Origin of the sequence: Rhodopseudomonas sp. BR0M22, assembly GCF_010907035.1 — a bacterium.
Lineage (GTDB): Bacteria > Pseudomonadota > Alphaproteobacteria > Rhizobiales > Xanthobacteraceae > Rhodopseudomonas.
The window spans coordinates 1-24795 of record NZ_QUMK01000026.1 but is presented as its reverse complement, the minus strand read 5'-3'; the positions used below and the strand labels follow the sequence as shown (position 1 = coordinate 24795).

At 65.1% G+C, this 24795-nt stretch carries 20 protein-coding genes; 9 read left to right on the top strand and 11 right to left on the bottom strand.

The genetic code is table 11. From position 1 onward, the window contains the following. Positions 1 to 105 precede the first annotated feature (105 nt). The 4 genes from hpnO (at position 106) to DY468_RS10620 (ending at position 3414) form a co-directional block, all read left to right on the top strand. Positions 106 to 1497, top strand: coding sequence for an aminobacteriohopanetriol synthase HpnO (hpnO, locus tag DY468_RS10635; protein ID WP_164604784.1), 1392 nt, complete (start codon positions 106 to 108; stop codon positions 1495 to 1497). A gap of 218 nt (positions 1498 to 1715) precedes the next feature. Next, on the top strand, positions 1716 to 2555 hold the full coding sequence (locus DY468_RS10630; protein ID WP_164604783.1) for a universal stress protein: 840 nt from the start codon (positions 1716 to 1718) through the stop codon (positions 2553 to 2555). Between the two features lie 143 nt (positions 2556 to 2698). After that, positions 2699 to 3010, top strand: coding sequence for an antitoxin (locus DY468_RS10625; protein WP_164604782.1), 312 nt, complete (start codon positions 2699 to 2701; stop codon positions 3008 to 3010). After that, positions 3007 to 3414, top strand: a complete 408-nt coding sequence (locus DY468_RS10620; RefSeq protein WP_164604781.1) for a type II toxin-antitoxin system VapC family toxin — start codon at positions 3007 to 3009, stop codon at positions 3412 to 3414. Before DY468_RS10625 ends, DY468_RS10620 begins: the two co-directional genes overlap by 4 nt. Before the next feature lie 33 nt (positions 3415 to 3447). Here DY468_RS10620 and DY468_RS10615 read toward each other — a convergent pair whose 3' ends face one another. Next, complete coding sequence (locus tag DY468_RS10615; protein ID WP_164604780.1) at positions 3448 to 5067, bottom strand: GMC family oxidoreductase; 1620 nt, start codon at positions 5065 to 5067, stop codon at positions 3448 to 3450. A 124-nt stretch (positions 5068 to 5191) separates the two neighbouring features. On the opposite strand from DY468_RS10615, the gene DY468_RS10610 reads away from it, so the two are divergent. Beyond that, a complete protein-coding gene (locus DY468_RS10610) occupies positions 5192 to 6364 on the top strand; it encodes a M20 aminoacylase family protein (protein ID WP_164604779.1) in 1173 nt (390 codons plus the stop codon). Between the two features lie 260 nt (positions 6365 to 6624). On the opposite strand, the gene DY468_RS10605 is transcribed toward DY468_RS10610, so the two are convergent. After that, entirely contained in the window at positions 6625 to 8742 is a 2118-nt protein-coding gene (locus tag DY468_RS10605; RefSeq protein ID WP_246700943.1) for a carbohydrate porin, read from the bottom strand. A 79-nt stretch (positions 8743 to 8821) separates the two neighbouring features. Then, complete coding sequence (locus DY468_RS10600) at positions 8822 to 9790, bottom strand: transporter (RefSeq protein ID WP_246700945.1); 969 nt, start codon at positions 9788 to 9790, stop codon at positions 8822 to 8824. 309 nt (positions 9791 to 10099) lie between these two features. Between DY468_RS10600 and DY468_RS10595 the strand changes: the two genes are divergently transcribed. Further along, complete coding sequence (locus DY468_RS10595) at positions 10100 to 10600, top strand: YciE/YciF ferroxidase family protein (protein WP_164604776.1); 501 nt, start codon at positions 10100 to 10102, stop codon at positions 10598 to 10600. Positions 10601 to 10699: 99 nt separating this feature from the next. Here the strand turns inward: DY468_RS10595 and DY468_RS10590 are convergent, their stop codons facing one another. The 8 genes from DY468_RS10590 to DY468_RS10555 all read right to left on the bottom strand — a co-directional run bounded on the left by DY468_RS10590 (position 10700) and on the right by DY468_RS10555 (position 19498). Continuing rightward, on the bottom strand, positions 10700 to 11929 hold the full coding sequence (locus DY468_RS10590; protein WP_164604775.1) for an ABC transporter substrate-binding protein: 1230 nt from the start codon (positions 11927 to 11929) through the stop codon (positions 10700 to 10702). Positions 11930 to 12327: 398 nt separating this feature from the next. Beyond that, on the bottom strand, positions 12328 to 13566 hold the full coding sequence (locus DY468_RS10585) for an ABC transporter substrate-binding protein (protein ID WP_164604774.1): 1239 nt from the start codon (positions 13564 to 13566) through the stop codon (positions 12328 to 12330). A 173-nt stretch (positions 13567 to 13739) separates the two neighbouring features. After that, complete coding sequence (locus tag DY468_RS10580) at positions 13740 to 14972, bottom strand: ABC transporter substrate-binding protein (RefSeq protein WP_164604773.1); 1233 nt, start codon at positions 14970 to 14972, stop codon at positions 13740 to 13742. Positions 14973 to 15178: 206 nt separating this feature from the next. After that, positions 15179 to 16198 carry a branched-chain amino acid ABC transporter permease gene (locus tag DY468_RS10575; protein WP_164604772.1) on the bottom strand — a complete coding sequence of 340 codons (1020 nt, stop codon included), beginning with the start codon at positions 16196 to 16198 and terminating at the stop codon, positions 15179 to 15181. Between the two features lie 2 nt (positions 16199 to 16200). After that, on the bottom strand, positions 16201 to 17079 hold the full coding sequence (locus tag DY468_RS10570) for a branched-chain amino acid ABC transporter permease (protein ID WP_164604771.1): 879 nt from the start codon (positions 17077 to 17079) through the stop codon (positions 16201 to 16203). Between the two features lie 11 nt (positions 17080 to 17090). Next, positions 17091 to 17804, bottom strand: coding sequence for an ABC transporter ATP-binding protein (locus tag DY468_RS10565; protein WP_164604770.1), 714 nt, complete (start codon positions 17802 to 17804; stop codon positions 17091 to 17093). Next, the gene (locus DY468_RS10560) at positions 17801 to 18601 is read right to left on the bottom strand and encodes an ABC transporter ATP-binding protein (protein ID WP_164604769.1); all 801 of its coding nucleotides are present in this window, start codon (positions 18599 to 18601) and stop codon (positions 17801 to 17803) included. Before DY468_RS10560 ends, DY468_RS10565 begins: the two co-directional genes overlap by 4 nt. Positions 18602 to 18631: 30 nt before the next feature. Next, positions 18632 to 19498 (bottom strand): IclR family transcriptional regulator, encoded by an 867-nt coding sequence (locus tag DY468_RS10555; RefSeq protein WP_164604768.1) that lies wholly within the window; start codon positions 19496 to 19498, stop codon positions 18632 to 18634. Positions 19499 to 19629: 131 nt separating this feature from the next. Here DY468_RS10555 and DY468_RS10550 point away from each other — a divergent pair, with 131 nt between their 5' ends. The 3 genes from DY468_RS10550 to DY468_RS10540 form a co-directional block, all read left to right on the top strand. Then, on the top strand, positions 19630 to 21729 hold the full coding sequence (locus DY468_RS10550) for a 3-hydroxyacyl-CoA dehydrogenase NAD-binding domain-containing protein (protein WP_164604767.1): 2100 nt from the start codon (positions 19630 to 19632) through the stop codon (positions 21727 to 21729). Between the two features lie 203 nt (positions 21730 to 21932). Beyond that, positions 21933 to 23582: a dicarboxylate--CoA ligase PimA gene (gene pimA, locus DY468_RS10545; RefSeq protein ID WP_164604766.1), complete on the top strand. Its 1650-nt coding sequence runs from the start codon at positions 21933 to 21935 to the stop codon at positions 23580 to 23582. A gap of 35 nt (positions 23583 to 23617) precedes the next feature. Then, the coding region (locus DY468_RS10540; RefSeq protein ID WP_164604765.1) for an acetyl-CoA C-acyltransferase at positions 23618 to 24795 on the top strand (1178 nt) is incomplete at its 3' end.

Genomic DNA, 24795 nt, shown 5'->3' with positions numbered 1-24795 from the left:
CGGCCTGTCTCCCGCGCATCACAACTCTGGAAAGAAAACTCGAGTGCGACGAGCCGCCGCCCTTTAGGTGTTGACGGCGGGTCCAACAAGCGACGTATGTAGCCCATGCACCAGCCGAATTTAGACCTCGCCGAGATGTTCGCGGCGCGCGAAGCGCAGCGCAGCTCGATGCACACGCGGCACCTCAACGAGCAGCTCGTCCGCGTGCTCAAGACGATCGGCTACGACGTCGGCTTTCAGAAGGGCACCGGCCAGTATCTCTACGACCGGGACGGCGCCCGCTATCTCGATCTGCTCAGCGGGTTCGGCGTGTTCGCGCTCGGTCGCAACCACCCGGTGGTGCGCAAGGCGCTGCAGAGCGTGCTCGACGCCGATCTGCCCAATCTGGTGCAGCTCGACGTCTCGACGCTGGCCGGCATCCTGGCCGAACGCCTGCTCGAGCAGATGCCGTATCTCGACAAGGTGTTCTTCGCCAATTCCGGCGCCGAGAGCGTCGAGGCCGCGATCAAGTTCGCGCGCGGTGCGACCGGGCGTCACGGCATCGTCAATTGCGACCACAGCTATCACGGCCTGACCTACGGCGCGCTGTCGCTCACCGACGATCAGAATTTCCAGGGCGGTTTCGGCCCGCTGCTGCCCGGCGTCACCACCATCCCGTTCAACGATCTCGAAGCGCTGGAGAAGGTGCTGTCGACCCGCGAGATCGCCGCCTTCATCGTCGAGCCGATCCAGGGCAAGGGCGTCAACATGCCCACCGACGAGTTCCTCCCCGCAGCGGCGGCGCTGTGCAAACGCTACGGCACGCTGTTCGTCGCCGACGAGATCCAGACCGGCATGGGCCGCACCGGCCGCTTCCTGGCGGTCGAGCATTGGAACGTCGAGCCTGACATGGTGCTGCTGTCGAAGGCGCTGTCCGGCGGCCACGTGCCGGTCGGCGCGGTGCTGACGCGCAAGTCGATCTTCGACAAGATCTTCAACCGCATGGACCGCGCCGTGGTGCACGGCTCGACCTTCGCCAAGAACGATCTGGCGATGGCGGCCGGCATTGCGACGCTCGAAGTCCTCAAGGCCGAGAAACTGGTCGAGGCCGCCGCCAAGCGCGGCGCCGAACTGCGGCTGGCGCTGACGCGGATGGTTCCGGGCTATGAGCTGCTCAAGGAAGTCCGCGGCAAGGGTCTGATGATCGGCGTCGAATTCGGTCCGCCGAAGTCGCTGCGGCTGAAGGCGTCGTGGACGATGCTCGAGACCGCCAACAAGGGGCTGTTCGTCCAGCTCATCACCGTGCCGTTGTTCAAGGATCACAAGATCCTGACCCAGGTGGCCGGTCACGGCCTGCACACCATCAAGCTGCTGCCGCCGCTGACCATCACCGAAGACGACTGCGCCTGGATCGAACGCTCGTTCGATCAGGTGATCGCCGACAGCCACAAGGTGCCCGGCGCGATCTGGTCGCTCGGAAAGACCCTGGTCGACAACGCGGTGCGCAAATCGGCGTAGTTCGATCGCACGCGGCGATCGGCCGGCTGCGCTGACCAACTGAGCGGCGCTGTGTGCGCGTCGCTCGGAGCAACTGATCAATCCGAGTGTACGGCTGCGTTCGGACTGAATGCGGATCGCTTGGCGTGTGCGTTGACGTGACGCAACACCGCATCCCCTCGCCGACCTATCTTCGCTAGTCGTGCCGGCAGTCATCGGCCTCGATCAGCGGTGAGCGTATGGCCCTCAAGACAATCGTCGTCTTCGTCGATCAAACGGAAGCCAGTGACGCGCGCGTGCGCTACGCCGCCGGGCTGGCGATGCGTCACCAGGCGCATCTGATCGGCCTCTTCATCGTGCCGAATGCGTGGCAGCACGATCGCTCCGACAGCAACATTCATGGCGGCGCCGCGATCCGCGACATGCTGGAGCGGCACAATCTCATCGAAAGCAACGCGCTGCAGGCCGCGGGCCGCAGTTTCGAAGTGATGGCGGCGCGCGACGACGCTTCGTTCGAATACCGCGCTGTTCGCGGCAGCGACGTCGGCGAGCTCGTGCGGCTGCATTGCCTCCACGCCGACCTTGTCGTTGTCGGTCATCCTTCGGCGGGACTGCCGGCAGGATGGTCGCCGGAGCAGATGCTGCTCTCGACCGGCGTGCCGGTGCTGATCGTTCCGGCGAGCCGGCCCGGGGGGACGATCGCACGCAACGTTCTGTTCGCCTGGAACGCAAGCCGCGAAGCGCGGCGGGCGATTACCGACTCTCTTCCGGTGCTGCGCGCTGCGGAAAAGGTGTCGGTGGTCGTGGTCGATCCGACCAACAATCCCGCGCATGGACAAGAGCCCGGCGCCGACATCGCACACTATCTCAGTCGTCACGGTGTCGTGGCGCGCGTCGAACAACTGCGGTCCAGGGGCGGGCCGATCGCCGAGGTGATCCGTCGTTACGCCGCCGATGACCAGTCCGACCTGATCGTGCTCGGCGCCTACAGCCACTCGCCGAAGCGCGAATTGCTGTTGGGCGGCGTGACCCGCACCCTGCTGAGCAAGGTGACGGTCCCGACGCTGATCTCGCATTGAGGTCTGCGAAAGCGGAACGGCCTGACGAGCACGGCCCTGCGGTTCAGGAGGTCGGCGTAGCGTCGCCGCGGGCGCTGTTGCTTTGACGATGCCTTAGTTTGATGGTATCTATCAATGGTAGATATCAATTTGGAGGCTTGGTCATGCCCAATCGTGCCGGGAGGTCCGGGGCGGCGCCGCCACCTGCGCCCGACGCACCGGCGACGGCCAAGCTGTTCATGCACGGCCGCAGCCAGGCGGTGCGCCTGCCCAAGGCGTTCCGCTTCGAAGGCTCCGAAGTGCGCGTCTCGCGGCAGGGCGATAAGGTCATCCTGGAGCCGCTGAAGCGGAAGCCGTTCGACGCCGAGGCGTTCTGGGCCAAGCTCGACGCGCTCGGCGCGCGTGATTTTCTGGTCGATGGCCTGCCAGACGATCCGCCGAGCACGCCTGATCCGCGAAAATTCGTCGACGAATGATCTGTCTCGACACCAACGTCGTGATCGCCGCCATCAATCGGCGCACGCCGGTGATCTCCAGGCGGCTGGGCGAGGCGCTGACGCAGCGTGTCGAGATTACTCTGCCGGTGATCGCGTTGTGCGAGCTTCGCTACGGCTATGCCCGTAGCGACAGGCGAGCAAAGATGGATGCACTGCTGGAGGAGTTCCTGTCGGTCGGCATTGCGGTTCTTCCGTTCGAAGCGAATGATGCCGATCACGCCGGTGATATCCGGGCCGGTCTCGAGCGGCTTGGCCAGCCGATCGGGTGGTACGACTACCTCATCGCCGCGCAGGCGCGGGCTCGCGGCGCGATCTTGGTCACTGCCAATCGGCGCGAGTTCGAGCGTGTGCCTGGGTTGATGGTGACCGATTGGACCGCCTGACGGTCAGTCGATCAAGAGCGCGGCACGCGCCGCTTACTTCCCATCCTCCAGGATCATCGTCGCGCCCTTCTCGGCGATCATCGCGGTGGGGGTGTTGGTGTTGCCGGAGGTGATCGTCGGCATGATCGAGGCGTCGACGACGCGCAAGCCGTCGAGACCGTGGAAGCGCAGGCGTTCGTCGACCACCGCGAGCGGATCGTCGGCGCGGCCCATCTTGGCGGTGCCGACCGGGTGGAAGATCGTGGTGCCGATGTCGCCGGCGGCTTTGGCGAGCGAGGCGTCGTCGTCGCCGACCGCGGGGCCGGGCAGATACTCTTCGGGGTGATACTTCGCCAATGCCTGCTGTTTCATCAGCCGCCGCGTGACGCGGATCGCGTCCGCGGCGACCTGACGGTCCTCGTCGGTCTGCAGATAATGCGGTGCGATCGACGGTGCGGCGTCGAGCGCGGCGGATTTCAGTTTGATCTCGCCGCGCGAGGTCGGCCGCAAATTGCAAGCGCTGACGGTGATCGCCGGAAAGCGATGCAGCGGATCGCCGAACTTGTCGAGCGACAGCGGTTGAACGTGAAACTGGATGTTGGCGCGTTCCTGATGCGGATCGGAGCGGGTGAAGATGCCGAGCTGCGACGGCGCCATGGTGAGCGGCCCGCGCCGACGCAGCGCGTAGTCGATCCCCATCCAGGCGCGGCGCGGCAGCGAGTGATAGGTCTCGTTCAGGGTGCGGCCGCCGCTGACCTTGTAGATCGCGCGCTGCTGCAGATGATCCTGCAGGTTGCGTCCGACGCCCGACCGGTCGAGCACCGGTTCGATGCCGAGCGGTGTCAGCCATTCGGCAGGACCGATGCCGGAGCGATGCAGCACCTGCACCGAGCCGATCGCGCCGGCGCACAGCACCACCTCGCGGCGGGCGCGGGCTTCGATCGGCACGCCGTTCTGCAGGAAGCGGACGCCGACCGCGCGGCCGTTCTCGACCAGCACGCGGTCGACCACCACATTGGTTTCGAGCCGCAGATTTGGCCGGTTCAGCGCCGGCTTGAGGAAGCCGCGCGCCGACGACCAGCGCCGGCCGCGCTTCTGATTGACGTGGAAATAGCCGACGCCTTCGTTGTCGCCGGTGTTGAAATCGGCGCTGCGCGGGATTCCCATCTCGCAGGCCGCGCTCGCGACAGCGTCCAGGATCTGCCACGACAGCCGTGCCGCCTCGATCCGCCAGCCGCCGCCTTTGCCGTGATGTTCGCTGTCGCCGAGGAAGTGGTCTTCGAGCCGTCGGAACGCCGGGCGAACGTCGTCCCAGCCCCAGCCGGCGAGGCCGAGCTGGCGCCAATGGTCGTAATCGGCTGCCTGGCCGCGCATTGAAATCATCGCGTTGATGGCTGAGGAGCCGCCGATCACCTTGCCGCGCGGATAGGCCAGCGACCGGCCATTGAGGCCGGGTTCCGGTTCGGTCTTGAACATCCAGTCGGAGCGCGGATTGCCGATCGCGAACAGATAGCCGACCGGAATGTGAAACCAGATCCAGTTGTCGCGACCACCGGCTTCGAGCAGCAGCACCCGCCGGCTCGGATCTGCCGACAGCCTGTTGGCGACGATGCAACCTGCGGTGCCTGCACCCACCACGATGGTGTCGAATTCGCCTTCGATCCGTGCCGTCATCGATCCTGCCCGTGCGTTTTCTGATTGGCCAGAGGCTTAGCGCCGCGGGCCGGCGCTGTACAGTTGCCGGAGCGGAACGGGGCGGCTAGCCTGCAGGCTTCGACAACTGGAGCCGCACTGCCTCATGCCCGTGATCAACCGTGTCGCCGATCTGCAGCCCGACATCGCCGCTTGGCGCCGCACGCTGCATCAGCAGCCGGAGCTGATGTACGACGTCGACGGCACCGCGGCGTTCGTCGCCGAGCGGTTGCGCGAATTCGGCTGCGACGAGGTCGTCACCGGGCTCGGCCGCACCGGCGTGGTCGGCGTGATCCGCGGCGCCAAGCCGGCGAACGGCGGCGAGATTCGCAGCATCGGCTTGCGCGCCGACATGGACGCGCTGCCGATCGAAGAGGCCACCGGGCTGCCTTACGCCTCCAAGGTGCCGGGCAAGATGCACGCCTGCGGCCACGACGGTCACACCGCGATGCTGCTCGGCGCGGCGCGCTATCTCGCCGAAACCAGGAACTTCGCCGGCGACGCGGTGGTGATCTTTCAGCCGGCCGAGGAGGGCGGTGCCGGCGCTGCGGCGATGATCGACGACGGGCTGATGGAGCGTTTCGGCATCGACCAGGTCTACGGCATGCACAACGGTCCCGGCATTCCGGTCGGTGCGTTCGCGATCAGCCCGGGCCCGGTGATGGCTGCGACCGATGCGATCGATATCCGCATCGAAGGTCATGGCGGTCACGCCGCGCGGCCGCATCTGTGCGTCGATCCGGTGCTGGCGGGCGCGCAGCTGATCACCGCGCTGCAGGGCATCGTGTCGCGCAGCGTCGATCCGTTCGATGCCGCGGTGCTGTCGATGTGCGAGTTCCACGCCGGCAATGCCCGCAACGTGATCCCGCAATTCGCCGAGCTGAAGGGCACGGTGCGGACCATGAAGGCGGATGTGCGGGATCTCGTCGAGCAGCGGGTGCGCGACGTCGTCGTCGGCGTCGCGCAGTCGACCGGCACCAGGATCGATCTCACTTACGAGCGCGGCTACCCGGTGCTGGTCAATCATTTGGCCGAAACCGACGTGGCGATGCGGGTGGCGCGCGACGTTGCGGGCGAGACCAATGTGGTGCCGCTGCCGCCGCTGATGGGCGCCGAGGATTTCGCCTACATGCTGGAAAAGCGGCCGGGCGCGTTCGTGTTCATCGGCAACGGCGACAGCGCCGGACTACATCACCCGGCCTACGACTTCAACGACGAAGCGATCGTCTACGGCACCTCGTATTGGGTGCGGCTGGTGGAGACCCAACTCGCGGCATGACGCTAAGCGTTGCCTCGCCTTTCTCTATCGTCATTGCGAGGAGCGTAGCGACGAAGCAATCCATGAGCTCCATGCATTGGGCTTCTGGATTGCTTCGCCTTCGGCTCGCAATGACGCGGAGAGAACGTTCGTGGATCTCGTGCATAGCCTCCGTCATGCCCGGCCTTGTGCCGGGCATCCACGTCTTTGCGAGACATGACCGCATGAAAGACGTGGATGGCCGGGACGAGCCCGGCCATGACGGAATCTCATGCCTGTAGCTAGAACTGCGTGCGCAGCCGCGTCGCGATCAGGTGGACCGGGCCACGGTCGCGGTTGAAGGCCGGGTTGGCGATGAACTGATAGTCCGCGGTCAGCCGCCAGGAATACAGCGGCAGGCTGTAATAGGCTTCGATCACCTTCTCGTCGCCCGGATTGGGCAGCCGGCCGTCGCCGATAATCGCGGTCAGGCCGCCGGCGTCGAGATAGGCGATCCGCGACGCAGAGATGTGGTTGAGCAGGCCGCCGATGCCGATGGTGTCGTCGGCGCGGCCCCACATCCGTCCCGACAGCGACAGGCCAGCCGACACCGTGCGATCGGAATCGGTGAAGGCGTTGGTTTCGAGATTCGGGTTGTTGAAGCCGGCGCGGGCGAACATCCCGATATCGGCGGTGAGCTGCTGCTCGAGGCTTGCGGACAGGCCGGTCTTCGAGGTGTAGCGGCGCACGTCGGCGATGTTCGGCGTCGCGCCGGTCAGTTGCGCTGCACGCACCGCATCGGTGAAGTTGCCGAGCCGGGCGCGGTTGAGGAAGCCGGTGACCAACAGTTTGCCGGGAAGCCCCCACAATTCGTGGCGGTGTTCGATCTCGCCGACGAGCTGGAACTGGCCGAAGGCCGGGTCGAGGTCGGTGTTGTTGGGCGTCACCGGCAGATCGAACACGCCGGCGCGCACCGTCCAAGCCCCGGTGTACCACTCCGCGGCGGCGCCGTAGGTGAAGGCCCAGGCATCGGCTGCGTAGTCGAAGGTCAGCGCGTCGGCGAGGCCCCAGTTGAGGAAGTCGACGCGCGGGTCGTGGGCATATTTGTTGACGTCGAAGATGTCGGCGACCGAGAACTTACCGGCGGTGATCACGATCCGGTCGGCGCTCTGCTTGCCGGCGAACTGGTTGGGCCCGCCCTGCACGGTTTCGACCGCGCCGCCGAGGTCCAGCGTCTGCCGGACGAAGTAGCGCGGCACCCGCGCATACGGATAGTCGGCGCCGACCTTGTACGACTCCGCACTCGGGAACGCCGCGATGCCGAAGGTGCCGCTGAGGCCGAAGCCCTGGTTGATTTCCGGGTTGATCCAGAATTCGGCGCCGTCCCACAGCCTGGCGCCGACATAGAGCGTGGCATCGAAGGTCTGCCGCGCCTGGTTGGGCTTCAGGCTGTTGGCGCCGAGATAAGGCGAGCGGAAACCCGGGGCGTATTGCCAGGTGAAAGTGCTCTGGCCGTGTACCGCGAACCGTTCCAGCTCCAGCGCGTCGATCCCCTTGGTGAACACGTCGGACTTGGCGAGGTCGTCGCCGAGCCGGTAGTTGAGGCCGAGCCGAAACGCATGGGTCAGCACGTCGGAGGTGACGCGCTCGCCGGCGATCGGGAAGCTGACGGTGCCGTTGCCGAAGCCGGTCGCCAGATATTCGGCGCGGGCACTCCAGGCCGGCGACAGCGGCACGTCGACGCCGGCACCGGCGGCCCAGCCCAGTCGCCACAGCAGCGCAGTCTGCTGCTGCGCCAAAGCAGGATCAGTCGGCCAGCGCAGCCGGTCGTAGCTCCAGGCGAAGCCGGCGGTGACGTAAGGCAGCCAGCCGTCGAGCGCGTAGCCGAGCCGGCCGCGCACCGTGCCGCCGAGCAGCGCCTGATGGTCGTGGCCGCCGACCGTGCCCGACGGCAGCGTGTTGCCGGTGTTGCCGCCGATGGTGTTCGGTGAATTGAGGTCGGCCTCGATGCCGATCAACCAGCGCGACGGCAGCATCCAGTTGTAACCGGCCTGCAGCCCGATCACGTAGCTGCCGGTGCCTTTGAATAGCTGAAACGCATCGAACAGGTCGATCGACCCACTGCCGCCGGCCGGCGCCGCGCTCCAGTCCGAACGGCCGGCGACCGCGCTGACATGCGCGCCGATATAGAAGCCGCTCCAGTCGAACACCGCGCGCGGGGCGTCCGGCACCTTGCGCGGCAGATCGGCCGCGGCGGCAGGGACGGTGCAGACCGAGGCGGCCGCGAGGACCGGAACGAGCAGAGAGTGTCGCACGCGTTGGATGATCCTGATCTTCAATGCCGCGTCCCGTATCACACCGATCGGAGCGCCGGCGTCATGGATTGGGCACGCCGGCTGATTTCGCGGCGGCGTAGCCATCGAGCCACAGCCATGCCCCGGGCAGGCCGGCGGAGCGCCGCAAGGCGCGGCGGGGAGTGGGAGAGGAGATACACCGGAACTACCTGATCAGGCCGAAGCGCTTCATCACCACATAGGCGATGAACGACGACAGCAGCATGATCAGGATCGCCCAGGCGAAGCCGCCGCCGTCTTCGGAGAACGGCAGGCCGTGCAGGTTCATCCCGAACATGCCGGTGACGAGGGTGGGCGGCAACAGCAGCGCGGTGAGCACCGACAACACCCGCAGGCTGTTGTTGCCCTGCTCTTCGATCTGCAGGTGCAGTTCTTCCTGCAGCAGCCGGCTGCGTTCGCGCATTTCGGTCACGGTGCGGTCGAGCCCATCGAGCCGCTGCGCCAGCTTGCCGGCGTGGGGCCGCAGCGACGGCGGCAGGTCGTCGCCGCGGTCGCGATCGAACCGGTGCAGCACGACGCGCAGGCCGGACAGATGCCGATGCAGTCGCACGCAAGTGCGGCGCAGCCGGCCGAGCCCCTGGCGCAGATCGTCGGTGTCCTCGGACAGGAGCTTGTCTTCGATCCGATCCAGCGTTTCGGCGACATTGTCGGTGATGCTCTCCATCGCGTCGGCGACGTTGTGAACGATCACCTCGAACAATGCCGCGCAATGATCGACGCGGAGGCCGCGTTCCAACGCCCGCCGCGCGGTGTCCACCGCGCACAGCGCCTGGTAGCGGCCGGTGATCAGCAGCCGTTCGGTCATCACGAAGCGCAGGAACCCGGTGTCCTCGGTGGCGTCAGCGATGTCGCGCATCAGGTCGGCGATCACGCCGTAGACGCAGCCGTCGACGCTGTGGAGCTGCTGATACGTGTCTTTCGATTGCAGCAGCGCCCGCGCCGGCGGCGGCAACACGAGTTCCGACAGCCAGAGCTGGGCGCGCGAGTCGGCCAGATTGAAATGCAGCCAATACCAGCCGTCGTGCTCGAAGCTGAACGGAGCCTCGTGCGGCAACGGCTGCGCCACGCCAGCGGCATCGATCCGGAACGCCCAGACCAGACCGGGCACCGGCATTCGTGATCCTGATGCGCCGTCGGCCAGCGATTGGGGCGTGTCGCCGAAGCGGTCGGTGATCGCTCGGTTGCGGGGCAGGGGAACGGACATCGCGCTAGCCCGGAGGCTCTGCAAGCTGTGTCCGGCCGCGGCCGTTGCGGTCGTTGGACCGGACGTTTCGGAAATCATGCGCACCTCGCAGCAGGACGACGACTGTGCCGCAGCGATTTGACAGTTGGATGACAGCGGTGCCGCAGGAACGATCGACCGAAGCTCGCGTTGGGCGGGAGAGGAAGCCTCCTCACTCGCGATGGCATGGAGAGTACGGATATGGCTGGGACCAAGGACAAGGACCTCAACGACCTGTTCCTCGATACTTTGAAGGACGTCTATTTCGCCGAGAAGCAGATCCTCAAGGCGCTGCCGAAGATGGCGAAGGCGGCCACCTCGGACAAACTGCGCGCGGCGTTCGAGAAGCATCGCGACGAGACCGAAGGTCAGATCGAGCGGCTGGAGCAGGTGTTCGAACTGCTGGAGAAGCCGGCCCGCGGCAAGACCTGCGACGCGATCCTCGGCATCATCGACGAGGGCAAGGAGATCATGGAGGAATACAAGGGCACCGAGGCGCTCGATGCCGGTCTGCTCGCCGCCGCCCAGGCGGTCGAGCACTACGAGATCTCCCGTTACGGCACGCTGAAGCAATGGGCGATCCAGCTCGGCATGAAGGATGCGGCCAAGCTGATCGACCAGACCCTGCAGCAGGAAAAGACCACCGACCAGAGTCTGACCAAGCTGGCCGAAAGCGCCGTCAATCTGGCCGCCGCGGCGTGATCGCTGGCGCCGGCCATCGATCGATCATCGGAGGATAAGACGACGAAGCCCCGGGCGATCACGCCCGGGGCTTCAGCGTGAAGCTCAGTGTACGACGGCTCAGCCGCCGACGTCGGCGCTGATCACGTCGCCGAACAGCTCCCACTTCTCGCCCTTGAAGCGCTGCAACTGCAACTGGCTGATCGGTGCAAAGTCGGTCGGCGAGGTGTTGATCTTGACGCCCGGCAGCAGAACTTCGGTACGGAAGTCCTTCAGGCTGGCGGCCTGCTGCATCACATTGGCGCGGGTGAGATTGTCGCCGCACTTCTTCAGCACTTCCACCAGCGTCTGGGCGACGCCGTAGCCGACCACGGTGCCGCCATCGAGCTTGTTGCCCTCCGGGAACTCCTTGTCCATGAAGGCGATGAACTCCTTCATGCCGGGGTCGTTCTTCCATTGATCGTCGGAGACGTCCTTCAGATAGGCGGCAGAGATGATGCCTTGCGCGTTGTCGTAGCCGGCCGGCCTGATCACGCTGCCGACCGAAGCCGACACGTTATTGAGGAAGTGCGTCGGTTTCCAGCCGATCTCCGCCAGCTTCTTGATCGCCTGGGCGGCGAATTTCGGCGTGGTGATGTTGATGAAGACGTCGGCACCGGTCGACTTCAACTTGACGATGTGGTTGTCGATCGTCGGCTCGGCGACCTCGTAGCTCTCCTTCATCACGATCATCGAGGCGTGCTTGGGACCGAGGCCGTCCTCGAAGCCCTTCAGATAGTCCTTGCCGTAATCGTCGTTCTGATACAGCACGGCGATCTTGGCGTTCGGCATATTCTGGATGATGTACTTGGCGTAAATTTGAGTCTCGCTCTGGTAGTTCGGCTGCCACCCCATCGTCCAGGGGTAGTTTTTGGGGTCGTTCCACTTGCTGGCGCCGGTGGCGACGAACAGTTGCGGCACCTTCTTGCTGTTCATGTATTTGTGGATCGCCGAGTTCGGCGGGGTGCCGAGCGAGTTGAAGATCAGCAGGACGTCGTCGCTCTCGACCAGCTTGCGCGCCTGCTCCACCGTCTTCGGGGGTGAATAGGCGTCGTCGTAGCTGATGAAATTGATCTTGCGGCCGTTGATGCCGCCCTTGTCGTTGATCATCTTGAAGTAGGCGGCTTCGGTGCGGCCGATCACGCCGTAGGCGGAAGCGGGTCCGCTGTAGGGCATGATGTTGCCGATTTTGATTTCGGTATCACTGACGCCGGGATCGTACTTCTTCTGCGCGAGTGCGCCGCTCGAGGCTGCGAAGCTGACGAGAAGTGCCGCGGAAAGCGCAGCCGCGTGCGAACGGAGTGAAAGCATCTTTGACTCCCTTTTCTTGGATTTGTGATTGTTGTGTCGAATGTGGGCTCTTGTCGGCCCATTGCCGATATTGAACACCTTCCGGGCGCTGCCATCAAGCAGCGTTCGGTGATTGCGTTAGCTCAATCGTGTTGTTGCAATGCGAAGTAACCAGTTGCGAACTAATCATCCTGGTAGAACTACTTGAAGTGCTGTCGTGATTAGTCTTGGTGCGTTGCACCCGCTCGTCGCGGTTGTGCTTGATGTTGTGGTCGGTGCGGTATCGGCCCCTCGAGGTCCGTCGTATTCGGCTGGCGGGGGGGCGGTGGCGCGATTCGCGTGCGGCGACAAAGCAAAGCCCCCGGCAATTGCTTGCCGGGGGCTCGGTCGAACGGGAAGATGGCGGTTGCGGCCGGCGGTCAGTCTGCCGCGGTGGTGTCGGCCGAGATGATGTCGCCGAACAGGTCCCAGCGTTCCCCCTTGAACCGCATCATCTGCAGCTGGCTGATCGGGGCGAAGTCGGTCGGCGAGGTATTGATCTTGATGCCCGGCAGCAGCGTATCGGGCTCGAAGTCCTTCAGGCTCGCAGCTTGCTTCATCACATTGGCGCGGGTCAGATCGTCACCGCAACGTTTCAGCACTTCGACCAGCGTGGCGGCAGCGCCGTAGCCGTAGACGAGGTTGCTGTCGGACTTGCTGGCGCCCGGCATGTACTTGTCGACGAATGCGTGCCAGTTCTTGAACTTCGGATCGTTGTCCCACTGCGGGTCGGTCGGGTCTTTGGCGTAGGCGGCCGACAGCACGCCTTGCGAGTTGTCGAAGCCGGCAGGCTTCATCACGCTGCCGACCGAGGCGGAGACGTTGGTCAGGATCTGCATCGGCTTCCAGCCGAGCTCGGCGGTCTTGCGGATGGTCTGCGCGCCGAATTTCGGCGTGGTGTAGATCAGCAGAACGTCGGGATCGAGCGCCTTCAGCTTGACGATGTGGCCGTCGATCGACGGCTCGGAGATCTCGTAAGCCTCCTCGGCGATCACCATCGACTTGGCCTTGTCGCCGAAACCGTCGAGCGTGCCCTTGAGGTAGTCCTTCCCGAAGTCGTCGTTCTGATACAGGATCGCCACCTTGGCGTTCGGCTTCTCCTTCAGGATGTACTTGACGTAGATCTGAGCTTCGCTCTGGTACGACGGCTGCCAGCCGATCGTCCACGGGAAGTGCTTCGGATCGTTCCACTTGCTGGCGCCGGTGGCGACGAACAGTTGCGGCACCTTCTTGGCGTTGAGATACTTCTGGATCGCGGTGTTGGACGGCGTTCCGAGCGGATTGAAAACCGCCAGCACTTCGTCGCTCTCGACCAGCTTGCGCGCCTGTTCGACGGCCTTCGGCGGCGAGTAGGCGTCGTCGTAGCTGATGAAGTTGATCTTGCGGCCGTTGATCCCGCCCTGATCGTTGATCATCCGGAAATAGGCTTCCTCGGTCTTGCCGATGGCGCCGTAGGCGGAGGCGGGACCCGAGTACGGCATGATGTTGCCGATCTTGATCTCGGTGTCGGAGGCGCCGGTGTCGTATTTCTTTTGGGCGAAGGCGGTGCCGGTGAACGCGGCGAAACTGACGGCGACTGCAGCCGAAGCGGCGAGTGCGCCCGAACGGAAGGTGGGCATCAATAGGCTCCTTGGGGATTTTCATTTTTCTTGTGCGGACGTCGAGGTCCGAGGCCGATTGAACACGTTTCTCGCGGGTGCAGCAACTAAAAGCCGTGGCGAGGAAAATCGCCACGGCGCCGGCGTCTGTATCCCGTAAAATGGAATTGGCCGGCGGCCTCGATGATGCGGAGCTAGTCGCGCAGCTTGCCGTCGATGACCGGGCCGAAAAGCTCCCAATGGTCGCCGGAGAAACGCATCATGCGAAGCTGTTCGATCGGATGGAAGTCGTCCGCTGCGGTGTTCACGGTGATGCCGGGAAGCAGCGTATCGGGTGCGTAGCCTTGGAGGCTCGCGGCCTGCTTCATGATGTTGGCGCGGCTGAGATCGTCGCCGGCGCGGCGCAGCACTTCGACCAGGCATTGCGCGGCGCCGTAGCCGTAGGCCACCGAATTGTCGCCGCGGTCGACGTCGGGCGCGTAGCCGTCGAGGAAAGCGTGGAACCGCTGCATGCCTGCATCGTCGCGCCACTGCGGATCGGACGCGTCCTTGTTGTAGGCGGCCGAGACCAGCCCCTGCGAAGCGTCGAGTCCCGCGGGCCGCAGCACCGCGGCGATCGAGGCCGCAACCAGCGCCTGTACGTAGAGCGGGTGCCAGTCCAGCGCGGCGGCCGCCTTGATGCTCTGGGCGGCGAATTTCGGCGTCGTGATCGAGACGAACACGTCGGCTCCGGACGCCTTCAGGCGTGCGATGTGGTTGTCGGCGGAAGGCTCGGCGACTTCGTAGCTCTCTTCGAGGGCGATCATCGCGGCTTTGTCGCCGAGCCCGTCCTTGAGGCCCTTCAGCAGATCGCGGCCGAGATCGTCGTTCTGATACAGCACCGCGATTCGGCCCTGCGGCCGGGTGGCGAGGATAAATTTGGCGTAGACCCGGCCCTCGCTCTGGTAGGGCGGCTGCCAGCCCATCGTCCAGGGGAACGCCTGCGGATCGCCGAACCGGGTGGCGCCGCTGGCGGCGAACAATTGCGGCACCTGCTTGAGATTGAGATATTTCTGGATCGCGGCGTTGGTCGGCGTGCCCATTGCGCTGAACACCAGCAGCACCTGGTCGCGCTCGACCAGCTTGCGCACCTGCTCGACGGCCTTAGCCGGATTGTAGGCGTCGTCATAGGAGATGAATTCGACCCGGCGGCCGTTGATGCCGCCCTGGTCGTTGATCATCTTGAAATAGGCCTGCTCGATCCGGCCGACGATCGAATAGGCCGAGGCCGGCCCGGAATACGGCATCAGATTGCCGATCCGGATGACGCGGTCGGCGCGCTCCGAAACGACGCCCTCTGCGAGCGCCGGCGAGGCGAGGGTGAGGGCCGCGGCGGACAGGGTCAGCAACGCATCTCGGCGCGATCGGCGAAACACAATGGAGGGCATGGTTCTATCGGGTTGTGGGGGCGCGCGCTGACGCTCGCCTGATTGGTCTTCTGCATACGCCCGCGCGGCTGGGCGCGACACCCTCCGATCGGGCAATCGCCCCACCGGCAGGGCGGAGGTGGGGCGACACGGAACGCAGCGGCGGCCAAAGAAAAAGCCCCTCGCGAGCGGGTCGCGAGGGGCCGGAGTGGAGCGGTGCGGGCGGGTTATCCCCGCCGGCCGAGTTTGTGCACCCAGTTCTGCACCGTATAGGCGATCTGCCGCGAGCCGTGCGGCAGCAGGAAGATGATCAGCACCAGGATCACGCCGAACACTGCGCCGGAGAGGCCCTTGGAGAACTCCTCGGCGATGTTCGGCACGAACACGATGAACGCCGCACCGACGATCGAGCCCGGCAGCCAGCCGACGCCGCCGACCACCATGCCGAGGAACAGCGCGATCGCGAGCTGGATCGTGTAGCTGTCCGGCGCGACGAACTGCACCGCGATGGCGCCGAGACCGCCGGCGACGCCGGTGATGCCGGCGCTGACGCCGAACGCCAGCGTCTTGTAGCGAGCCACGTCGACGCCCATCGCCGAAGCGGCGATTTCGTTGTCGCGGATCGCCATCATCGCCCGGCCCGAGCGCGACTTCAGCAGGTTGACCGAGGCGACGTAGATCACCATCGAGACCACCAGCACGAAGTAGTACAGCCACATGTCCTGCGACATCGGAAGGCCGAACGGCGCGTCGGGCTTGGTGATGACCAACCCCTGAACGCCGCCGGTCCAGTGCTCGAAGTAGTGCAGCTTGAGCAGCTGCGGCATCGCGGTGGCGAGCGCGAAGGTCGCGAGCGCCAGATAGATGCCGCTCAATCGCAGCGCCGGCAGGCCGAACAGATAGCCGCAGAGGAAGCAGATCGCGCCGGAGATCGGCAGCGTCAACGCGTAGTTGACGCCGAAGTTCTCCATCAGGATCGCCGAGCTGTAGGCGCCGACGGCGTAGAACGCGCTCTGGCCGAGCGAGAACTGTCCGGAGCCGCCGGTCAGAATGTTCAACGCCAGCACGGCGATGGCGTAGATCAGAACCATCGTCATCTGGAAAATGACGAAGTTCTTGGCGATCAACGGGGCAAGACAGAGCAGCAGCACCACCACGACCGAGGCCGTGGTGCCGAGCGCCATGTACTTCTTCGGCGTGGTCTCGACCGGTTGGGTGTCGTTGACGACTTCCTGGAGTGCACTCATGTTCAGACTCGCTTGACGATGGTGCGGCCGAACAGGCCAGTGGGTTTCACGACGAGAACGGTGACGATCAGCGCCAGCGCGATCGGCAGTTTGAGCTCGTTACCGACACCCGGGATGTAGGTGCCGGCGAGATTCTCGAACACGCCGACCAGGAAGCCGCCGACAACCGCACCGAACGGGCTGGACAGACCGCCGAGCACCGCCGCGGCGAAGCCGTAGATCAGCACGCCGCCCATCATGTTGGGCTCGAGGAACACTACCGGCGCGATCAGCATGCCGGCGATCGAGCCGATCGCGGCCGCCATGCCCCAGCCGAGTGCGATCATCCACGAGGTGTTGATGCCGACCAGCCGGGCCGATTCAGGCTGAGACGCCGCAGCCCGCATGGCCAAACCGATCCTGGTGTACTGGAAGAACAGGAACAGCAGGATCAGCAGCACGATGGTGACGCCGATCATCCCGGCCTGATGGGTCGAGATCAGTTGGCTGCCGAGGAATGGCGAGGAGCCGAACGGCGACGGGAACTGCTTGATGGTGAAGTCCCAGGTCAGGCCCGCGACGGAGTTGATGATCGCGAACAGGGCGATGAAGCCCGCGACGTGGGTCAGCACCGGCGCATTGCCGAGCGGCTTGAACAGCACGCGTTCGATGATGACACCGCCGGCGAACGAAAACGCCAGCGTCAGCACGAAGGCGCCCCAATAGGGCACGCCCCATTGCATCAATTGCCAGGCGACGAAGGTCGAAAACATCGCCATTTCGCCCTGGGCGAAGTTCAGGTGGTCGATCGCCTGGTAGATCATCACCACGGCGAGCGCCATGCAGGCATAGATCGCTCCGGTGGCGATGCCAGCCAGGATTTGGTTCAGAAACAGATCCACGGCCGGTCTCCTCAGTAACCCAGATACGATTTGCGGACGTCTTCGTTGTTGGCGATTTCCGTCGCGTTCCCCGACATCACGATCCGCCCGGTCTCGATCACATACGCCTTGTCGGCGAGTTCGAGCGCGAGCTGGGCGTTCTGTTCGACCACCAGAATGGTGACCTTGTCCTCGCGGTTGATCTTGCCGAGGATCTTGAACAGATCCCGCACGATCAGCGGAGCGAGGCCGAACGAGGGTTCGTCGAGCAGCATCAGCCGCGGCCGAAGCATCAGGGCGCGGGCGACCGCGAGCATCTGCTGTTCGCCGCCGGACAGCGTGCCGGCCTGCTGGGTGTGGCGCTGCTTGAGCACCGGGAAGTGCGCGTACATCCGCTCGATGTCCGAGGCGATCGCCTTGGTGTCCTTGCGGGTCATCGCGCCGAGCTGCAGGTTCTCCTCCACGGTCATCGTGGTGAAGGTGCCGCGGCCCTGCGGAACGTGGGCGATGCCGAGCTTGACGATGGATTCCGTCGAGCTCTTGTTGATGGTCTTGCCCTCGAACTGGATGGAGCCGGTCGAGCGCACCATGTTGCAGATCGCCCGCAGCGTGGTGGTCTTGCCGGCACCGTTGGCGCCGAGCAGGGTGGTGAGGCTGCCTTCGTGCAGTTCGAATTCGAGCCCGTGCAGCGCTTGGACCTGGCCGTAATAGGCGCGCAGGTCGCGAACGTTGAGCATCGCGGTCATTGTTCGTCCTTGCTCCCCAGATAGGCCTTGATCACATCCGGGTCGTTCTGCACCTGGGTCGGCGTTCCCTCTGCGAGCTTGCGTCCGAAATTGAGCGCGACCACGTAGTCGGCGGTCGACATCACCATGCCCATGTGGTGTTCGACCAGCAGCACGGTGATGCCGCGATCGTCGCGGATGCGGCGCACGAGGTCGCCGAGGATGTAGACTTCCTCGTGGTTGAGACCGCCGGCGGGCTCGTCCAGCAGCAGGATCTTCGGCTCGGCGGCGAGCGCACGCGCCAGCTCGACGCGCTTCTGCGTGCCGAACGGCAGGCCCGACACCGTGGTGTGGGCGACGTTGCGCAGCTCGAGATAGCCGAGAATGTCGTCGACTTTCTTGTTGAGCGCCTTTTCGCTGCTGCGGATCCACGGCATCCGCAGCGAATCCGAGACGATGTCGCTGTTGGTGCGGCAATGCGCGCCGACGCGCACGTTGTCGACCACCGACATGTTGGGAAACAGCGCGACGTTCTGGAACGTGCGGCCGATGCCGATCTCGGCGATGCGATGCGGCGGCCGGGTGAGAATGCTCTCGCCTTCGAGCAGAATGTCACCCTTGCTCGGCTGATACAGCCGCGACAGGCAGTTGAACAGCGTGGTCTTGCCGGCACCGTTCGGGCCGATCAAGCCGAGGATCTGTCCCTTCTGCATGTTGAAAGAAATGCCGTTCAGGGCGACGATGCCACCGAACACGACGCTGACGTCGCGCACCGCAAGAAGCGGCGACGCGGAAGACGAAACCTGAGCCTGCGTCATTTGCAGCAGCCCGGTCGAGGCAGCGACTTGCTACCTGATCCCCTCGACGACACGCGCAACTTTCCCTCCTTTTGTTCTTTTGTTATCGGATTTTCTTGGTTGCGGCGCAGCTACTCCCCCGAGCGCCGCTTCGATTTTCCTTACCATCGCCACGAGGCGAGGTCCAATGTCGTTGATCAGCCGGTCTTCCGTAAAGCGGAAAGCCGGCGCGCCGCAGTTGAATGCGTAGGTGCCGGTGCCGTCGTTCAGAGTCATTGCGACGCCGGCCGCATGCACGTCGTCCTGCCACTCGCCGACCGAGATCGCGAAGCCGCGCTTGTCCACCATTTCTTCGGAGCGCTCGATGCCGTCTTTGATGCGCGGCCAGCGACTGCCGTAATACTCGCGCATTTCACGCATTAAAATCGCGCGTTCTTCATTCGGCAGTGCACACAAATACGCGCGGCCCATCGCGGTGGTGGCGATCGGAATCCGAGAGCCGACGTCGAGTTGCACGCCGACGGTGAGGCTCGATCGCGCTTGTCCGACATAGATCATGCTGAGACGATCGCGCGCGCCGACCGCGACCGCGCCGCCGGTCTGCTGCATCAATTCGTCGCGGAAGGGCTGTGACAAATGCCGCAACCCGAGGTTGGCCACCGCGGCGTAGCCGAGCGACATCGCCGCCGGAGCGAGTTGATACTTCTCGAACCGTGGGACCTGCGTCAGATAGCCGAGCTTGGTGAGGGTGTAGGTCAGCCGCGAGATCGTCGGCTTGGGAAGCTTGGTGCGTGCCGCCAGCTCCTGATTGCCGAGCAATCCGTCGTTGGGGCCGAACGCACGCAACACCTCCAGTCCGCGCGCCAGGGCGACGACAAAACTACGGTCGGTGGCGGTTTTCTTGGGCGGACGCTTCATCCCTACACGCGTTTCGTTTTATGGACGTCGTTGACAATCGACGCTCTTCAAAATAACCCTCGATGTCAAGATGTGGAATTAATTTTCGCAGTGCGAAACGAACCAAGAAACGGAAACCCAAGGAGAACGGCATGAGCGAAGTAGTCACACGCGCAACGCAGGATCAGGTCGCGATCGTCACTGTGGACAGTCCGCCGGTCAATGCGCTGAGTGCGGCTGTTCGCCGCGGCATCCTGGAGAACGTCAACGCTGCCGTCGCCGATCCGGACGTGCAGGCGATCGTGCTGGTGTGCGCGGGGCGCACCTTCATCGCGGGCGCTGACATCACCGAGTTCGGTAAGCCGCCGCAGCCGCCGGCACTCACCGAAGTGATCGCCGCGCTGGAAGATTCACCGAAGCCGACCATCGCAGCTATTCACGGCACCGCGCTCGGCGGCGGTCTCGAAGTCGCGCTCGGCTGTCATTTCCGGGTCGCGGTGAAGGAAGCTAAGCTGGGTCTCCCCGAGGTCAAGCTCGGACTGTTGCCGGGTGCCGGCGGAACGCAGCGGCTGCCGCGCGCGGTCGGTCCGGAGCTTGCGGTGCAGATGATCGTCGGCGGCAATCCGATCGGTGCGGCCGAAGCGCTGAAGGATGGTCTGGTCGAAGAGGTCGTCACTGACCTGGTCGCGGGGGCGGTGGCGTTCGCCAAGAAGGTGCTGGCCGAGAAGCGCCCGCTGCGCCGGCTGCGCGACGACGACTCCAAGCTCGCCGCTGCCAAGGCCGATCGTTCGATCTTCACCAACGCTGTCGCGGCGATCACCAAGAAGGCGCGCGGCCTCGAGGCGCCGTTCGCCTGTGCCGACGCGATTGGTGCGGCGATCGATCTGCCGTTCGACGAAGGCATGAAGAAGGAGCGCGAGGGCTTCATGAAGCTGCTCGTCTCCGACCAGTCGAAGGCACAGCGCTACGCGTTCTTCGCCGAGCGTGAGGCCGCCAAGGTCGACGGCGTGCCGGCCGGCACCAAGCCGCGCGCTGTGGCGCGCGTCGCGATCATCGGCGCCGGCACCATGGGCGGTGGCATCGCGATGTCGTTCGCCAATGCCGGCATTCCGGTGACGCTGATCGAGACCGGCGAGGAGCAGCTCAAGCGCGGCCTCGGCATCATGCAGAAGAACTGGGAAGCCACCGCAGCGCGCGGCGGCATTCCGGCGGATGCGCCGGCCAAGCGGATGGCGCTGATCACCGGCGTGGTCGGTCTCGAAAACGTCAAGGACGCCGATCTGGTGATCGAGGCGGTGTTCGAGACGATGGCGGTGAAGAAGGAAGTGTTCACCGCGATCGACGCCCACGCCAAGCCTGGCGCGGTGCTCGCCTCCAACACCTCCTATCTCAACATCGACGACATCGCCGCCGTCACCAAGCGTCCGCAGGACGTGCTCGGCATGCATTTCTTCTCGCCGGCCAACGTCATGAAGCTGTGCGAGATCGTGCGTGGCGCCAAGACCGCGCCGGACGCGCTGCTCACCGCGGTGTCGATCTCCAAGAAGATCGCGAAGGTGCCGGTCGTGGTTGGCGTCTGCGACGGCTTCGTCGGCAACCGCATGCTCGCGGCCCGCTCCAAGCAGTCCGAGAAGCTGCTGTTCGAAGGCGCGCTGCCGCAGCAGGTCGACGCCGTCGTCACCAAGTTCGGCATGCCGATGGGCCCGTTCGCGATGGGCGATCTCGCCGGCCTCGATATCGGCTGGCGCTCGCGTAAGGACCGCGGCATCAAGTCGGAGATCGCGGATGCGCTGTGCGAAGCCGGCCGCTTCGGCCAGAAGACCGGCAAGGGCTACTACAAGTACGAGCAGGGTTCGCGTTCGCCGCTGCCCGATCCGGAAGTCGAGACGCTGATCAACGACACGCTCGCCAAGCTCGGCCTGAAGCGCCGCGACATCACCGACGAGGAGATCCTCGAGCGGATGGTGTACCCGATGATCAACGAGGGTGCCCGCATCCTGGAGGAGAAGATCGCGGCGCGTCCGAGCGACATCGACGTGGTCTGGCTCTACGGCTACGGCTGGCCGATCTACCGCGGCGGTCCGATGCACTACGCAGACAGCGTCGGCCTCAAGCACATCGCCGACCGGCTCAGCGCGTATGCCAAGGCCACCAATGATCCGTCGCTGGAGCCGGCGCCGCTGCTGAAGAAGCTCGCCGACGAAGGCAAAACCTTCGCGTCGATCGGCCAGCCCAGCAAGGCGGCTGCGTGATCACAGGCCTCTCCACCTGTCGTTCCGGGATGCGCCCCTTTGGGGCGCAGACCCGGAATCCATACCCTGGCTTTTCGGTTGAGCAATGCGTGGCGGCGCTCTTTTTCTCGCGGCGAAGCCAGGGGATATGGATTCCGGGCTCGCGCTGCCCGCGCCCCGGAATGACGAACTCATAGTTCACCCCCAATCGCGAAGTGGCCCGCATGTCCAAACCCGGCGAACAGTTCTATCCCCCTGGAATCCGCTGGGACGTGCCGATCCCGCGCGGCACGCTGGTCGATCTGCTCGCGCAGGCGGCGAAGGACTACGGCGCGCGCCCCGCGCTCGAATTCCGCGACCGGCAGATCACCTACACCAAGCTCGAAGCGATGGCCGAGACCGCGGCCGCGGCGCTGCTGGCGGCGGGATACGGGCGCGACTGCTCGGTCGCGCTATTCCTCGGCAACACGCCCGACCATCCGATCAACTTCTTCGGCGCGCTGAAGGCCGGCGCCCGCGTGGTGCATCTGTCGCCGCTCGACGGCGAGCGGGCGCTGTCGCACAAGCTGACCGATTCCGGCGCGCGGGTGCTGATCACCACCAATTCCGCGGCGCTGCTGCCGATGGCCACCAAGTTTCTGGAGAAGGGGCTTCTCGACCGGCTGATCGTCTGCGCCGACGACGATTGGGGGGCGGCCGGCACGCCGCAAGCGCCGCTGCCCGACGATCCGCGGGTGATTACTTACGCCGAATTCGTCAAGGACGCCCTGAAGCCGATGGCGTGGCCGACCGTCACGCCAGACGACATCGCGCTGCTGCAATACACCGGCGGCACCACGGGCATGCCCAAGGGCGCGATGCTGACCCACGGCAATCTCACCGCTGCCGAAGCTATCTTCAGCATCTGGTGGGCGCCGAACCGGCGTGAAGGCGTGATCGAGCGCGTGATCTGCGTGCTACCGCTGTTCCACATCTACGCGCTCACCGTGATCCTGTTTCGCACGCTGCGCCAGGGCGACCTGATCTCGCTGCATCAGCGCTTCGATGTCGCTTCGATCTTCCGCGACATCGAGGAGAAGCGTGCGACCTCGTTCCCGGGCGTGCCGACGATGTGGATCGCGCTCGCCAACGATCCGTCGCTGGAGAAACGCGATTTGTCGTCGCTGGTCACAGCCGGCTCCGGCGGCGCGCCGCTGCCGGTGGAAGTCGCGCGGTTGTTCGAGCGCAAGACCGGGCTGTCGCTCAAGAGCGGCTGGGGCATGACCGAGACTTGCTCGCCCGGCACCGGCCATCCGCCGGAAGGGCCGGACAAGCCGGGCTCGATCGGCCTGATGCTGCCGGGGATCGAACTCGATGTCGTGGCGCTCGACGATACTTCGAAGGTGCTGAAGCCCGGCGAGGTCGGTGAGATCCGGGTTCGCGGCCCGAACGTCACCAAGGGGTACTGGAACCGGCCGGAAGAGGCTGCTCACAGTTTCGTCGGCGACCGTTTTCTCACCGGCGACATCGGCTATATGGACCAGGACGGCTACTTCTTCCTGGTCGATCGCAAGAAGGATATGATCATCTCCGGCGGCTTCAACGTCTATCCGCAGATGATCGAGCAGGCGATCTACGAACACCCGGCGGTGCAGGAAGTGATCGTGATCGGTATTCCGGACGATTACCGCGGCGAGGCCGCGAAAGCCTTCGTCAAGCTGCGTGACGGCGCCAAGCCGTTCAGCATCGACGAACTGCGCACCTTCCTCACCGGCAAGCTCGGCAAGCACGAATTGCCGACCGCGGTCGAATTCCGCGACGAACTTCCGCGCACCACGGTGGGCAAACTGTCCCGCCACGAACTACGCAATCAGCAGACCGCAACCAAGACCTAATCGTAATCGACACTAGCAACCGCAGGAGCCTGCCCATGACCGATGCCGTCATCGTTTCCACCGCGCGCACGCCGATCGGCAAGGCGTATCGCGGCGCCCTCAATGCCACCGAGGGCGCCACGCTGCTCGGCCACGCCATCGAGCACGCGGTGAAGCGTGCCGGCATCGACCCGAAGGAGGTCGAAGACGTGGTGATGGGCGCGGCGATGCAGCAGGGCGCCACCGGCGGCAACATCGCGCGCAAGGCGCTGCTGCGCGCCGGCCTGCCGGTGACCACCGCCGGCACCACCATCGACCGGCAGTGCGCCTCCGGCTTGCAGGCGATCGCGCTGGCCGCCCGCTCGGTGCTGTTCGACGGCGTCGAAATCGCGGTCGGCGGCGGCGGCGAGTCGATCTCGCTGGTTCAGAACGACAAGATGAACAGCTTCCATGCCGTCGATCCGGCGCTGCAGGCGATCAAGGGCGACGTCTACATGGCAATGCTCGACACCGCCGAGACCGTGGCGAAGCGCTACGGCATCTCGCGGGAGCGCCAGGACGAGTACTCGCTGGAAAGCCAGCGCCGCACCGCGGCTGCGCAGCAGGGCGGCAAGTTCAACGACGAGATCGCACCGATTTCGACCAAGATGGGCGTCGTCGACAAGGCGACCGGCGAGGTGTCGTTCAAGGACATCACGCTGTCGCAGGACGAAGGTCCGCGGCCGGAAACCACCGCTGAAGGTCTGGCGGGATTGAAGGCGGTGCGCGGCGAGGGCTTCACCATCACCGCCGGCAATGCCAGCCAGCTCTCCGACGGCGCCTCCGCCACGGTGATCATGAGCGACAAGACCGCGGCGGCGAAGGGCCTCAAGCCGCTCGGCATCTTCCGCGGCATGGTTTCGCACGGCTGCGAGCCGGACGAGATGGGCATCGGCCCGGTGTTCGCGGTGCCGCGCCTGCTCAAGCGCCACGGCCTCACCGTCGACGACATCGGCGTCTGGGAGCTGAACGAGGCTTTCGCCGTGCAGGTGCTGTACTGCCGCGACAAGCTCGGCATCGATCCGGAGAAGCTCAACGTCAACGGTGGCGCGATCTCGGTCGGCCATCCCTACGGCATGTCGGGCGCGCGCCTCGCCGGCCACGCGCTGATCGAAGGCCGCCGCCGCAAGGCGAAGTACGCGGTGGTGACGATGTGCGTCGGCGGCGGCATGGGCTCCGCCGGCCCGTTCGAGAT